This window comes from Mesorhizobium sp. WSM4849 (assembly GCF_055811385.1).
Window position 1 is genome coordinate 1 of record NZ_JBVVPW010000006.1, and the last position, 13409, is coordinate 13409.

The following is a 13409-nucleotide window of genomic DNA, read 5'->3' on the forward strand; positions in this document are numbered from 1 at the left end:
GGGGGGGTCGTCGCGGGCGCCGCGTCTCTCTGCGGCGCGGGGGGGGCGTCCCCCCCCCCGCTGGGGGGGGGTGGGCTGGGCTTGTTCCCCCCCCCCCCCCCGGGGGGGGGCGGGGGGGGGGCGTCGGCGATGGCGTGCCCGACCCCACCCCACCCCGCTCCGCTTCGCGGATCGACCCTCCCCTCGAGGGGGAGGGTGACGCCTGTTTCGCCAGCCGCTCGGCGAGCTGCCGCGCAGCCGTGGCGCGCGGCGATCTTTCGGATCGGAACCGCATCAGCCGCCGTTCGAGGTCGGCGCCGTCGCCGCCAAGGCCACGCTCGGTGAGCAGCACGGCGAGCATGGCCGCCTCGAACGCCTGGCCGGTTTTTGCCGCCTCGGCGACCATGTGAGCGAGCCGCACCGGCAGTGCCAGCCTGCGCATCGCGGCACCCGATTCCGTCAGGCGCCCTGCCTCGTCGACGGCGTCGAGCGCACGCAGCAGCGCCCTTGCCTCGTTGAGCGCCGGGGCCGGCGGCGGATCAAGGAACGAAAGGCTCACCGGGTCGGCGACACCGAAGGCGGCGCAGTCGAGCAAAAGGCCGGAAAGGTCCGCCTCGAGGATTTCCGGCGGGGTGAAGGCGGGAAGTGCCGCCGTCTGCTCGGCCCGCCACAGCCGGATGGCGACGCCCGGCTGTGTGCGACCGGCGCGGCCGGCGCGCTGGTCGGCGGACGCTCTGCTAACCCGCACCGTCTCCAGCCGCGTCAGGCCGCTGGCCGGTTCGTAGCGCGGCAGGCGCGACAGGCCGGAATCGATAACGACGCGCACGCCGTCGATGGTGATCGAAGTTTCGGCGATCGACGTCGCCAGCACGACCTTGCGGCGGCCGGACGGCGCTGGCTTGATCGCGGCGTCCTGTGCCTTGTTGTCGAGCATGCCGTAGAGCGGCACGATGTCGGTGTCGGCACTGACGCGGCCTTGCAGCCGCTCGGCTGTGCGCTCGATCTCGCGCTGGCCGGGCAGGAAGGCGAGCACGCTGCCGGGCTCATCGGCAAGGGCAGCGCGGATCGCCTTGGCCATGGCGTCCTCAATGGCGATGCCGGCCGGCCGCTCGTCGTAGCTGATGTCGACGGGAAAGGCGCGGCCCTCGCTCTCGATCACCGGGCCGCCGGAAAGCAGCCGCGCGACGCGCGCGCCGTCGAGCGTCGCCGACATGACCAGCAATCGCAGCTCGGGCCTCAGCGCACCTTGCACGTCAAGCGCCAGCGCCAGACCAAAATCACCGTCGAGCGAGCGCTCGTGGAACTCGTCGAAGAAAACAGCCGAGACACCGGGCAGCTCCGGATCGTCGAGGATCATCCGCGACAGCACGCCTTCTGTGACGACGAGGATCCTTGTCCTCGCAGAAGTGCGGTTTTCCATGCGCATGGCATAGCCGACCGTCTCGCCGGGTTCCTCGCCGAGCAGTTCGGCCATGCGGCGGGCGGCGGCGCGGGCAGCGAGCCGGCGCGGCTCGAGCAGAATGATCTTTCCCGTGCCGAGCCATGCCGCTTCGAGCAGCGCCAGCGGCATCAGCGTCGTCTTGCCGGCACCGGGCGGCGCCACCAGCACGGCGCTGTTGCCATGACCGAGCGCTTCGCTGAGCGCCGGCAGCACGGCGGAGACCGGAAGCTCGGGCAAGGGTTTTCTGGTCATTGTTCCAAGGATGCATCCATCCAATTGCGGCGGATCCGCAGCGCCCGCATATCAGCGGTGGCGTGCGCCGCGCAACCGGCAACGGGCCAACTCAAAGCCGGGTCCGTGAGAACGGGTTCCAGCGCACCGTGCCGAGCCTCACCTCCTCGCGCACCATCGTCACAAGGGCCCGAGCCGCCGACGACGGCGAGACCGACAAGCGACAGAAGATCTGGCGACAGAAGATCTGGCGACAGAAGATCCGGATATTCCTGGAGAAAGCGCCCAGGATCACCGCCAGAGGATCTGCAAGTAATGCGTCGGCGCGATCTGCCCAGGCTTTTGACAACGGCATCGTTGCATGAACAGCTTGCATGGGCGAGCAGAGCGAGCAGAATTCCGTTCGTCCCGTTATTCCAGTTCCAGGGGAGAGAGCAGAGTGAAGATACTGGCACTCGGTGCGCATCCGGACGATATCGAGATCTTCATGTTCGGTACGATGGCGGCCTATGCCGCACAAGGCGCAGAACTGGTTTTTGCCATAGCCACGGATGGCGGCAAGGGCGGGAAGGGCGATCCGGGATTACTCGCGCGCGCCCGCCGCGAGGAAGCGGCTGTGGCGGCGGACCTGCTTGGCGCAACATCGCACTTCCTCGATTTTCCGGACGGCGCGCTGGTTGTCGATGCCGCGCTGATCGCGGCCCTGAAGACGCTGATCGGGGATATCAGGCCGGATCTGGCGATCACCCATGCGCCGAACGACTATCATGGCGACCACCGTGCGCTGTCGGACGGCGTGCGCATCGCGGCGTCCTTCGCTGTCCCGGTGCTGCATGCCGATACGCTCGGCGGCACCGGTTTTTCGCCGACGCACTATGTCGATATCTCCGGGCATTTCGAGCTCAAGGCGATGGCGATCCGGGCGCACCAGTCGCAGGATCCCGAACGTTTCGTCGATGCGGCGCGCACGCAGAACTCGTTTCGCGCCGGCCAGTGCAATGGCGCGGCCGGTTCTTTCGCTGAGGCCCTCCGCTTCGAACCGATCTTCCCCTTCGCCGATATCCGCGCCCTGCTGCCGCCCGCCCCAGCGATCCGGCCGGTGACGGTGAGCACCAGAACGGTCAAATGAGCCGGCACCCGCGCCGAACGATCTGACACGCGCCTTTCCTGAACCAGCGACCGATGCGCTATGCTGCAGCGCAGCGACGAATTCGCTTGCCTTGTTTAGTAAAAATTGCATCACTAAACAAATTACTAAACATCCGCCGCTCAACCGCGTCGTTTGTTTAGACCCCTGAGGAGGGGGTGAGGTTTTTTGAAACCGTCATCCGGGCGCGTTTCGCAAATGGGAGGAAGGCATGAAATCGACCTTGAAACTGACGTTGGGACTGACATCGGCGATGTTTGCGTCGACCGCCGTTTCGAATGTCGCGCAGGCTGAAGATCTGACGCTTTGCTGGGCAGCCTGGGACCCGGCCAACGCGCTTGTCGAATTGTCCAAGGATTTCACCAAGGAAACCGGCATCGGCATGAAATTCGAATTCGTGCCGTGGACCAACTATGCCGATCGCTTCCTCAACGAACTGAATTCCAAGGGCAAGCTGTGCGACCTGATCATCGGCGACAGCCAGTGGATCGGCGGCTCTGCCGAGAACGGTCACTACGTCAAGCTGAACGACTTCTTCGACAAGGAGAAGATCAGCATGGACGACTTCGTGCCAGCCACCGTCGTCGGCTACTCCGAATGGCCGAAGAACTCGCCGAATTACTGGGCGCTGCCGGCCATGGGCGATGTCGTCGGCTGGACCTATCGCAAAGACTGGTTCTCCAAGCCGGAACTGCAGAAGGAATTCAAGGAAAAGTACGGCTGGGATCTCGCCGCGCCGACGACCTTCGACCAGCTGAAGCAGATCGCCGAGTTCTTCCAGAAGCGCGAGATCGACGGCAAGACGGTCTATGGCGCGTCGATCTATACCGAGCGCGGCTCCGAAGGCATCACCATGGGCGCCATGGACGTGCTCTACAGCTTCGGCTTCAAATATGAGAACCCCGACAAGCCCTACGAGATGGACGGCTTCGTCAATTCCGAGAAATCGGTGAAGGGTCTGGAGTTCTACAAGGCGCTGTATGATTGCTGCACGCCTCCCGGGGCCTCGAACAGCTACATGGGCGAAGGCGTCGATGCCTTCAAATCCGGCCAGGTGGCGATGCACATGAATTTCGCCTTTACCTGGCCAGGCCTGCAGAAGGACGAGAATGTCGGCGGCGACAAGATTGGCTATTTCGCCAATCCCAAGGGCCCCGACGGCGATCAATTCGCCCAGCTTGGCGGCCAGGGCATCTCGGTGGTCTCTTATTCGGACAAGCAGGAGGCTGCGCTCAAATACATCAAGTGGTTCGCCAACAAGGACGTGCAGGCCAAATGGTGGTCGCTCGGCGGCTTTTCCTGCCTCAACGCAGTCGTCAAAGATCCAGGCTTCGCAGCCAGCCAGCCTTACGCGCAGACCTTCCTCGACTCCATGGCCATCGTGAAGGATTTCTGGGCTGAGCCCAGCTATGCGCCGCTGCTGCAGACGTCGCAGAAGCGCTTCCATGACTATGTCGTCGCCGGCCAGGGTTCGGCCAAGGATGCGCTCGACGGCCTGGTCAAGGACTGGACCGAGGTCTTCCAGGACGATGGCAAGATGTAGTTGGGGCAGTATCTAACCGGCTCCTCCCGAGCCACGACCCGCGTGTCCCGTGCCGCCCTTGGCACGGGACACAGTTCAGATAAATTCCATTGTCGAGACGACTTAAAGTGACCGAAGCGGGACTGACCATGCTCAATCGGACTGCGGACAGCGTTGCCCGGGCTACGCCTGAGCCGTTGGCCCGCAAGGTCCGAGGCATCAGCGACAAGGGCCTCGCCTGGCTGTTCATCTCGCCGACGATCCTTTTGCTGCTCGCCATCAACATCTTCCCGCTGTTCTGGGCGATCTATCTTTCCTTCACCAACTACCGCGCCAATCGCCCCAATGAGGTCGTCAGGAATGTCGGCCTTGCCAATTACAAACGCATCCTCGGCGACCAGGATATCTGGATCGCCATGCAGACGACGGCGCATTTCGTGTTCTGGACCATCCTGCTGCAGACGCTGATCGGTTTCACGCTGGCCTGGCTGATCGACCGTAAGTTTCGCGGCCACGCCTTCTGGACGACTATCATTCTGGTGCCGATGATGCTGTCGCCGGCAGTTGTCGGCAATTTCTGGCGCTTCCTCTACGAGCCGCAGATCGGCCTGTTCGCCTATGCCATCTCGTTCGTCACCGGCATTCCGGCGACGCAGATCGGCATGCTCTCCAACGTGTCGCTGGCGCCGTGGTCGATCGTCATCGTCGACACCTGGATGTGGACGCCTTACGTGATGCTGATCTGCCTCGCCGGCCTGCGTTCGATCCCCGAATACATCTATGAGGCGGCAGAAGTCGACCGTGCCTCCAACTGGCGGCAGTTCTGGTCGATCACGCTGCCGATGGCGCTGCCCTTCATCATGCTGGCGGTGCTGTTCCGCGGCATCGAGAACTTCAAGATGTTCGACATGGTCAACCTGCTCACCGGCGGCGGACCGGGATCGACCACCGAGGTCGCCTCGATCACGCTGAAGCGGCAGGCCTTCGAAAGCTGGCGGACGGGCTATTCCTCAACCTTCGCCATCATCCTGTTCGTGGCGGTGTTCGGCCTTGCCAACATCTACGTCAAGGCGCTCAACAAGGTGAAGCAGAGATGAGCCTGACGTCAGCCCATTCGGTCGTCGCACCCTCGGCCACGTCGAAGCGCGTCGCCGGCACGATCATCGTGCTTTACGCACTGATCTCAATCGTGCCGCTGCTGTGGATCTTCGCCACCAGCTTCAAGACACCGCCGGATTCGATCGCCTATCCGCCAAAGATCCTGTTCCAGCCGAGCCTCGAGGGCTACTGCAATCTGTTCTCGACCCGGACCCGGCAGACACCGGAATACATCAACTCGCTGGGACCGGCGACGGGCGTCTGCGACGAGACAGTGCGCAAGCGCAACATGGTGATCGCCGGCCCGTCCAATTTCATGCCGCGCTTCGTCAATTCGCTGATCATCGCCTTCGGCTCGACCTTCTGCGCTGTGTTCCTCGGCACTCTGTCGGCCTATGGCTTCTCGCGCTTCAAGGTGCCGTTGGCCGACGATCTCCTGTTCTTCATCCTGTCGACGCGGATGATGCCGCCGATCGCGGTCGCCATCCCGATCTACCTGATGTATCGCGAGCTTGGCCTGTCGGACACCGCGCTCGGCATGATCCTGCTCTACACCGCGGTCAACGTGTCGCTTGCAGTGTGGCTACTGAAGGGCTTCATCGACGAGATCCCGCGCGAATATGAGGAAGCGGCGATGATCGACGGCTATACGCGGCTGCAGGCCTTCTGGCGCGCCGTGCTGCCGCAGGCGACCACCGGCATTGCCGCGACCGCCATCTTCTGCCTGATCTTCGCCTGGAACGAGTATGCGTTCGCCGCCCTTTTGACCTCGGGCACGGCGCAGACCGCACCGCCCTTCATCCCCACCATCATCGGCGAAGGCGGCCAGGACTGGCCGGCGGTCGCCGCGGGCACGACGATCTTCCTGGTGCCGATCCTGGTGTTCACCATCCTGCTTCGCAAGCAGTTGCTGCGCGGCATCACCTTCGGCGCGGTGCGCAAATGAGCCTGACCCAACCCGCAAAACGGAAGTCGCGCTGGCCGGCATGGGCCAGGCGCGGACTGATGGAGAATATCGCCACAGTAATCATAGCCATTGGCTTCCTGATGCTGTTCCAGCCCTTCGCGCTGTCGCTCTACACTTATTCGTTCATCACCATGCTGGCCGGTACGGCGATGTTCATCATCGTCTCGAAGTTTCCGGAGTAGACGATGGCGGAGATCAGGGTCGAGCATCTGAGAAAGGCATTCGGCGATTTCGTCGCCGTGCAGGATTCCAACTTCGTCGTCGGGGATGGCGAGTTCTTCGTCATGCTGGGGCCGTCGGGTTGCGGCAAGACGACGACGTTGCGCATGATTGCCGGGCTCGAACTGCCGACCGGCGGCAAGATCCTGCTCGGTGGCGAGGACGTCACCATGCGGCGTGCCCGCGAGCGCGACATCGCCTTCGTCTTCCAGCTGTTCGCGCTCTATCCGCATATGAATGTGCGCAAGAACATCGGTTTCCCGCTGTTGGCACAAGGTATGCCAGGCATCGAAATCCGCCAGCGCGTCGAAGAGACGGCGAAGCTGTTGCGCATCGATCATCTGCTCAACAAATCGGTCTCCGGCCTTGCCGGCGGTGATCGCCAGCGCGTCGCGCTCGGCCGCGCCATCGTGCGGCGGCCAAAATGCTTCCTTATGGACGAGCCGCTCGGCACGCTCGACACCGAATTCCGCGATCTCATGGTCCATGAGTTGCGCGAACTGCACAACCGCATCCACGCCACCACGGTCTACGTCACGCATGACCAGATGGAAGCGATGTCGATGGCCGACAAGATCGCGGTTATGAACCACGGCGTCATCGAACAGTTCGGCACGCCGCGCGAAATCTACGACCGGCCGGCGACCATGTTCGTCGCCGATTTCATCGGCTCGCCGCCGATGAACTTTCTCGGCTTCGGCGGCGGGCTTTCAAAGGGCGTCAGGGAGATCGTGGTGCAAGGCGCCAAAGTGGCGGTGCCGGAGGTGCGCGAGGACATCGCGCCGGCCGACATGGCGCTCGGCATCCGACCGGAGCACATCCGCTTCGACGACGCGTCGAAGCTGCGCGGCGCCATCTATGGCACCGAATATCTCGGCACCACGCAGATCGTTGCGGTGGAGACATCCGGCGGCATCGTCAAGGCGCGGGTGCCGGCCGAAATCCGGCTCAATGCGGGCGACCATGTCGGCCTAGCGCTGAGCAGCGCACGGCTGTCGCTGTTCGAGAAGGGCTCCGGCCGCGCGGTGCGAACCGCAATCCATGACGCGGCTTCCCAGGGAAGAGCGCATCATGGCTGACGTGGACATCAAGAGCGTGACCAAGAGCTTCGGCGAGCATGTCGCCGTGGACACTCTCGATCTGCACGTCGCCGATGGCGAATTCGTCGTGCTGCTCGGCCCGACCGGCGCCGGCAAAACGACGACGCTGCGGCTTATCGCCGGATTGGAACGGCCGGATATGGGCTCAATCCATATCGGCGGCCGCGATGCGACAATGTTGTCGCCGGCCGAGCGCGACACCGCCTTCGTCTTCCAGCAATATTCGCTCTATCCGCATCTGTCGGTCTACGACAACCTGGCCTTTCCGCTGCGCTCGCCGGCGCGGCGGCTGAGCGAGGCCGCGGTGCGTCGCCGCGTCGAGGATGTGGCCAAGATGGTGCGTATCCACCACAAGCTGAACAACCGCTCCACCAAGCTTTCCGGCGGCGAGATGCAGCGCGTCGCCATCGGGCGCGCCCTGGTGCGCAAGCCCTCGATCTATCTGATGGACGAGCCGCTGTCGTCGCTCGATGCCAAGCTGCGCGCCGATCTCCGGCTCGAGCTCAAGCGCATCCAGGCCGAGCTCGGCGCCACCATGCTTTATGTCACGCACGACCAGATCGAAGCGATGACGATGGCCGATCGCATCGGAATTCTCGCCGACGGCGTGCTGGTGCAGATCGGCACGCCACGCACCATCTACTCGGAGCCGGCAAACCTTCATGTCGCCGCAAGGCTCGGCCAGCCGGCGATCAATCTGTTGCCGACCGGCCTGCTGCCGGATGGCGATATGCCGGCGGGAACCAAAACGATCGGCGCGCGTACAGAACATCTGTCGATCGGCAAGGCATCGAATGGCCCCGCCGACGGCGTTGTTAACTGGGTCGAACATCTGGGCGACCAGAACCACCTGCATGTGACGGTGGGAAGCAAAAAGCTGGTGACGCTGACCGACCCCGACATCCAATTGGAAAAGGGCGACAGGGTGATTATCCGTTACCGGGCGCCGCTGTTCTTCGACCAGGCCGGCAATAGGATTGCAAACCGATGAGCGCTGGGACGATGGTCAAGACTGGGACGATGGTCAAGGTTGACCTGAAGACACTGATATCCGTCACCGCCGACACGATTGCCGCCCACGCGGACGAACTGACCGCGCTCGACCAGGCGATCGGCGACGGCGACCATGGGCTGAACATGAAGCGCGGCTTCGAGGCAGTGCGGGCGGAGGCCGAGGCGTTTGCGGCAAAGCCATTGCCGGAGGCGCTAAAGGCGATCGGCACCAAGCTGGTGATGACCGTCGGTGGAGCCTCGGGCCCGCTGTTCGGGACGCTGTTCATGGCGCTCGGCAAGGAGATTTCCGCAGAGCCGGATCGCGCCAATCTGGCTATGGCTTTCGGCAAGGCAATCGAGGCGGTGGCAGCCAGGGGCAAGTCGCAGGTCGGGCAAAAGACCATGCTCGACGTGCTGCAGCCAGTGCATGACGCCCTGCTGCAGGGAAAAACCGAGGCGGAAATCGCCGATGTCGCGGACAGTGCGGCCGATGCCACCGTGCCAATGAAGGCGTTGCGCGGACGCGCTTCGTTTCTCGGCGACCGCTCGATCGGCCATATGGATGCCGGCGGGCGCTCGGTCGCGCTTCTGGTGCGGGCTGTCACTGAGACCATCAAGGGGCACGCATGAGCAATGTCGGCATCGTTATCGTATCGCATTCACCGCTGGTCGCCGAGGGCACGGCAGACATGGTGCGCCAGATGGTCGGCGACGAAGTGCCGCTTGCATGGTGCGGCGGAAACGGCCATGGCGGGCTGGGAACCAATGTCGAGGCGATCATGGGCGCCATCAACAAGGCCTGGTCGGAGGCGGGTGTCGCCATACTTGTGGATCTCGGCGGCGCCGAGACCAACAGCGAGATGGCGGTCGAGATGATCGGCGAGCCGCGTGCGCACAAGATCATCGTCTGCAATGCGCCGATCGTCGAAGGCGCGGTGATGGCGGCGACGGAGGCTTCCGGCGGCGCTTCGCTCAGGGAAGTGGTGGCGACGGCACACGAATTGTCGCCATCGTGAATAACAGGAATTTTGACAGCATGTCGGCATCCGCAGAAGCCACCGTCCTGATCAGCCATGAGGTGGGCCTGCATGCGCGCCCTTCGGTGAAGTTCACCAAGCTCGCCAAAACATTTTCGGCCGAAGTCGAAGTGGCGCTCGCCGCCAACGGGCCCTGGTTCGATGCCAAGAGCATCGTCAAGGTGATGGCCGCCAAGGCGCCGAAAGGGACGGTGCTGCATATCCGAGCGAGGGGTGACGGCGCCGGCGAGGCGGTCGGCGCGCTGGTCGAGCTGGTGCGGCGCGATTTCGACGAGGGCGTGGACCATGCCCGAACCGCTTAGGCTGCAGGGGATTTCGGCTTCGGCCGGCTATGCCGAAGGGCCGCTATTCAACCTCGATCCGGTTGTCGCGCGCTATGGCCGTAAGGCGACCGCCGCGGACGAGAGGCTCGCGCTCGAAACGGCAATCACGGCAGCGACAGGCCGGCTTGCGACGCTGATCGAAGCGACCAAGGGCGACGCCGCCGACATTCTCGAATTCCAGCTCGCCATGCTGGATGACGATGCGCTGACCGGCCCGGCCTTTGCCGCGATTGCCGCCGGCCAGCCGGCCGATGCGGCCTGGCGGCAGGCGCTCGACGCCGAAATTGTAGGCTACGAAACGTCAGACCAGGATTATTTCCGGGCGCGCGCCGCCGACATGCGCGACATCAGAGACCAGGTGCTGCGCGCGCTGACCGAGGACAGCGACCCTGCGGCGCCGGCAGGAGCTATCTTCTACGGCGAGGACATCGCGCCGACGCGCTTTCTCGAAACCGACTGGAGTTCCGGCGGCGGCATCGCACTGAAAGCGGGCAGTGCCGCCAGCCATGTCGCCATGCTGGCGCGCTCGCGCGGCGTGCCGATGGTCGTGGGGCTTGGGGCAGTCGGGCTCGGTACTTCGCCGGCTCATCTTGCCGGCGTCGCCCTGCTTGATGCCGAGCATGGCGGCATCATATTGGCGCCATCAAGGGCAGAGGTCGAGGCGTTCCGGCGATCATCGTCGTCTTTCGCGGCGCGTCGCGACAGGGCGGAAACTTTTTTGGCCCGGCCGGCGGTGACGAAAGCCGGCACGGCGGTGCGGGTGCAGGTCAACATCGCCGATCCGTCCGATGTCGACAACATCGATGTCTCGACCTGCGACGGCGTCGGGCTGATGCGAACCGAGTTCCTGTTCGGCAAAACGCTGCCAGACGAGGAAACGCAGTATCGCGCCTACCGCAAGGTGCTCGAATGGGCTGAAGGCAGACCGGTGACCATTCGCACCGTCGACGCCGGCGGCGACAAGCCGGTGCCAGCCTTCACCGTGGCGGAAACTAATCCGTTCCTTGGCCTGCGCGGCATCAGGTTGTCTCTGGCAAGACCGGAGGTTTTTCGGCTGCAGATCAGGGCGCTGCTGCGCGCCGCCGTGCATGGCAATCTGAAGGTGATGTTCCCGATGGTCGCCGTTAGGGACGAATATGAACGTGCCGCCGCGCTCTTCGCGGAAGAGCAGGCCGCGCTTACCGCGCGCGGCGTCGCGCAAAAAATGCCGCCGCTTGGCATCATGGTCGAGGTGCCGTCGGTGGCGATCGCTCCTGAGGCTTTTACCGAGGTCGCCTTCTTCTCGATCGGCTCGAACGACCTTACGCAGTATGTGATGGCGGCGGCGCGCGACAACGCGTTGGTTGCGCATCTCAATTCGATCAGGCATCCGGCCGTGCTTCGGCTGATCGCCTCGGTTGCGGCGTTCGGCCGCGTGCAAAGGATTCCGGTCAGCCTATGCGGCGACGCCGGCGGCGATCCGGCGGCAATCCCGGCGCTGATTGAGGCCGGCCTGCGCGACCTTTCCGTGGTTCCCGCACAACTCGCAATGGCCAAGGCGGCCATTGCGGACGTTTCGATCTAGGCACCGGCATGGCCGACAAGACACCTGAAGCCGGCTCCGAAGAGGCGATCCGCGCCTATAAGACGATCCTGTCGCAGGTCCTCGACCAGCGCCCGTCCGGGATGCGCCAGCGCCTCGCCGACGCGTTGGGCAAGCATCGCAGCTTCGTCACCCAGATTTCCAGCCCGACCTACTCGATCCCGATCCCGTCAAAACATTTGCCGGCTATTTTCTCCGTCTGCCATTTCAGCCCGGCCGAACGCGATCATTTTCTAGCCGCCTACCATCAGGCGCATCCCGGGAAAATGTCGGTGGCATCAGGCATGCGCAAGACGCGGCATGTCTCGTTGATCGTTCCCGATTTCGGCGACGACAAGCAGAATGCGGCGCTCGATCGGGCGGTCAACGATTTCATCCAGAAGATCACCAGCATCGCCGGCAAGGGCGGGACATAGTCGCGCCAAGTTCAGCTATTTCGGGAGGAGACGGCCATGAAGAAGTTTCTAAATTCTGTTGACACGGTGCTGACCGAAAGCCTCGATGGCTTCGTTGCCGCCCATGCCGACATATTGGCGCTTGGCGACGAGCATAAATTCGTGCGCCGCAGGACACTCAAGCCCGGCAAGGTGGCGCTGATCTCCGGCGGCGGCTCTGGCCACGAACCGCTGCATGGCGGGCTGGTCGGGCATGGCATGCTGGATGCCGCCTGCCCCGGCCAGGTGTTCACCTCGCCGACGCCGGACCAGATGCTGGCGGCCGCGGAAGCGGTCAACACCGGCGCCGGCTGCCTGTTCATCGTCAAGAACTACGAGGGCGATGTAATGAATTTCGAGATGGCCGCCGAAATGTCGGAGGGCGTGATGCAAGTGGTGACCAATGACGACGTCGCGGTCGAGAACTCCTCCTACACCACTGGCCGGCGCGGCGTTGCCGGCACGCTGGTGGTCGAGAAGATCCTCGGTGCCGCAGCCGAGCAAGGCATGGCACTGAAGCCGTTGAAGGCGCTCGGCGAGCGCGTCAATGGCGCAACGCGCTCTATGGGCGTTGCGCTGACCAGTTGCACCGTACCGGCCGCCGGCAAGCCGACCTTCGATATCGGCGACGGCGAGATGGAATTCGGCGTCGGCATCCATGGCGAACCCGGCCGCCGCCGCGACGCGTTGAAGAGCGCCGACGCCATCGCCGAGGAGATCTGCGCGGCGATATCAGGCGATCTCGGTGACAGGGCAAAAGGCCCGGCGCTGCTTTTCGTCAACGGCTTTGGCGGCACGCCGCTGATGGAGCTCTACCTGATGTACAACAGTGCCCGGAAACTCTTCGAGAGAAACGGCGTGACGGTCACTCGCTCACTGGTCGGGTCCTATGTGACATCGCTCGACATGGCCGGCTGTTCGATCACGCTGACCATGCTCGATGACGAGACGACCGCATTGTGGGACGCGCCGGTACATACGGCTGCGCTACGCCGGGGGATGTAGCACGGCCAAGGCCGCGCTGCGGCTCACGACAAGAAGTGGCCGTCAAGCAAAGCCCGCTTCGGTCTGCGAAGCGGGCCTTTGCAAGGAATCCCAAAGACAGTCGGTGACAACACTGTCATGCGCTATGCCGAGCATTGTCAGGCCAGTGTGGTGGAGTTAGGCACAATGTTGCTTTTCCTTTACCTTTGGTAAGGTAAGAAAATCCGGCGGGTTTTTGGAGGCAGAACATGCGTTACAATTGGGATCGGGCGCCGACCGGTTTCGAACGTCACAGAAAGGCGCTGGTCGCCGCCTTGCTGATCGCCGGCGGTGTCGGCCTCATGCTCGCGGC

General features: G+C 63.8%; 14 protein-coding genes. 13 read left to right on the forward strand and 1 reads right to left on the reverse strand.

What is annotated here, in order from left to right:
* Positions 1-1672 (reverse strand): ATP-dependent helicase HrpB (gene hrpB / locus AC0L3L_RS07810; RefSeq protein ID WP_473637161.1); only part of this gene is annotated, 1672 nt, incomplete at its 3' end.
* Between the two features lie 418 nt (positions 1673-2090).
* On the opposite strand from hrpB, the gene AC0L3L_RS07815 reads away from it, so the two are divergent.
* The 13 genes from AC0L3L_RS07815 to dhaK all read left to right on the forward strand — a co-directional run bounded on the left by AC0L3L_RS07815 (position 2091) and on the right by dhaK (position 13078).
* On the forward strand, positions 2091-2780 hold the full coding sequence (locus tag AC0L3L_RS07815; protein ID WP_473637162.1) for a PIG-L deacetylase family protein: 690 nt from the start codon (positions 2091-2093) through the stop codon (positions 2778-2780).
* Between the two features lie 229 nt (positions 2781-3009).
* Complete coding sequence (locus AC0L3L_RS07820; RefSeq protein WP_473637163.1) at positions 3010-4341, forward strand: ABC transporter substrate-binding protein; 1332 nt, start codon at positions 3010-3012, stop codon at positions 4339-4341.
* 128 nt (positions 4342-4469) lie between these two features.
* Positions 4470-5417, forward strand: a complete 948-nt coding sequence (locus AC0L3L_RS07825; protein ID WP_473637305.1) for a carbohydrate ABC transporter permease — start codon at positions 4470-4472, stop codon at positions 5415-5417.
* Positions 5414-6364, forward strand: coding sequence for a carbohydrate ABC transporter permease (locus tag AC0L3L_RS07830; protein ID WP_473637164.1), 951 nt, complete (start codon positions 5414-5416; stop codon positions 6362-6364). Before AC0L3L_RS07825 ends, AC0L3L_RS07830 begins: the two co-directional genes overlap by 4 nt.
* Positions 6361-6567 carry a hypothetical protein gene (locus tag AC0L3L_RS07835; RefSeq protein ID WP_029347717.1) on the forward strand — a complete coding sequence of 69 codons (207 nt, stop codon included), beginning with the start codon at positions 6361-6363 and terminating at the stop codon, positions 6565-6567. Before AC0L3L_RS07830 ends, AC0L3L_RS07835 begins: the two co-directional genes overlap by 4 nt.
* Before the next feature lie 3 nt (positions 6568-6570).
* A complete protein-coding gene (locus AC0L3L_RS07840; RefSeq protein ID WP_473637165.1) occupies positions 6571-7683 on the forward strand; it encodes an ABC transporter ATP-binding protein in 1113 nt (370 codons plus the stop codon).
* On the forward strand, positions 7676-8695 hold the full coding sequence (locus AC0L3L_RS07845) for an ABC transporter ATP-binding protein (RefSeq protein WP_473637166.1): 1020 nt from the start codon (positions 7676-7678) through the stop codon (positions 8693-8695). Before AC0L3L_RS07840 ends, AC0L3L_RS07845 begins: the two co-directional genes overlap by 8 nt.
* A gap of 29 nt (positions 8696-8724) precedes the next feature.
* The gene (gene dhaL / locus AC0L3L_RS07850; protein ID WP_473637306.1) at positions 8725-9327 is read left to right on the forward strand and encodes a dihydroxyacetone kinase subunit DhaL; all 603 of its coding nucleotides are present in this window, start codon (positions 8725-8727) and stop codon (positions 9325-9327) included.
* Positions 9324-9713, forward strand: coding sequence for a dihydroxyacetone kinase phosphoryl donor subunit DhaM (gene dhaM, locus AC0L3L_RS07855; RefSeq protein ID WP_123146397.1), 390 nt, complete (start codon positions 9324-9326; stop codon positions 9711-9713). The genes dhaL and dhaM overlap by 4 nt, the downstream gene beginning before the upstream one ends.
* 20 nt (positions 9714-9733) lie before the next feature.
* Entirely contained in the window at positions 9734-10036 is a 303-nt protein-coding gene (locus AC0L3L_RS07860) for an HPr family phosphocarrier protein (protein ID WP_473526172.1), read from the forward strand.
* Entirely contained in the window at positions 10020-11621 is a 1602-nt protein-coding gene (gene ptsP / locus AC0L3L_RS07865) for a phosphoenolpyruvate--protein phosphotransferase (protein WP_473637167.1), read from the forward strand. Before AC0L3L_RS07860 ends, ptsP begins: the two co-directional genes overlap by 17 nt.
* An 8-nt stretch (positions 11622-11629) precedes the next feature.
* Positions 11630-12055: a hypothetical protein gene (locus AC0L3L_RS07870; RefSeq protein WP_192363160.1), complete on the forward strand. Its 426-nt coding sequence runs from the start codon at positions 11630-11632 to the stop codon at positions 12053-12055.
* Between the two features lie 36 nt (positions 12056-12091).
* Positions 12092-13078 carry a dihydroxyacetone kinase subunit DhaK gene (dhaK, locus tag AC0L3L_RS07875; RefSeq protein WP_473637168.1) on the forward strand — a complete coding sequence of 329 codons (987 nt, stop codon included), beginning with the start codon at positions 12092-12094 and terminating at the stop codon, positions 13076-13078.
* Positions 13079-13409 lie beyond the last annotated feature (331 nt).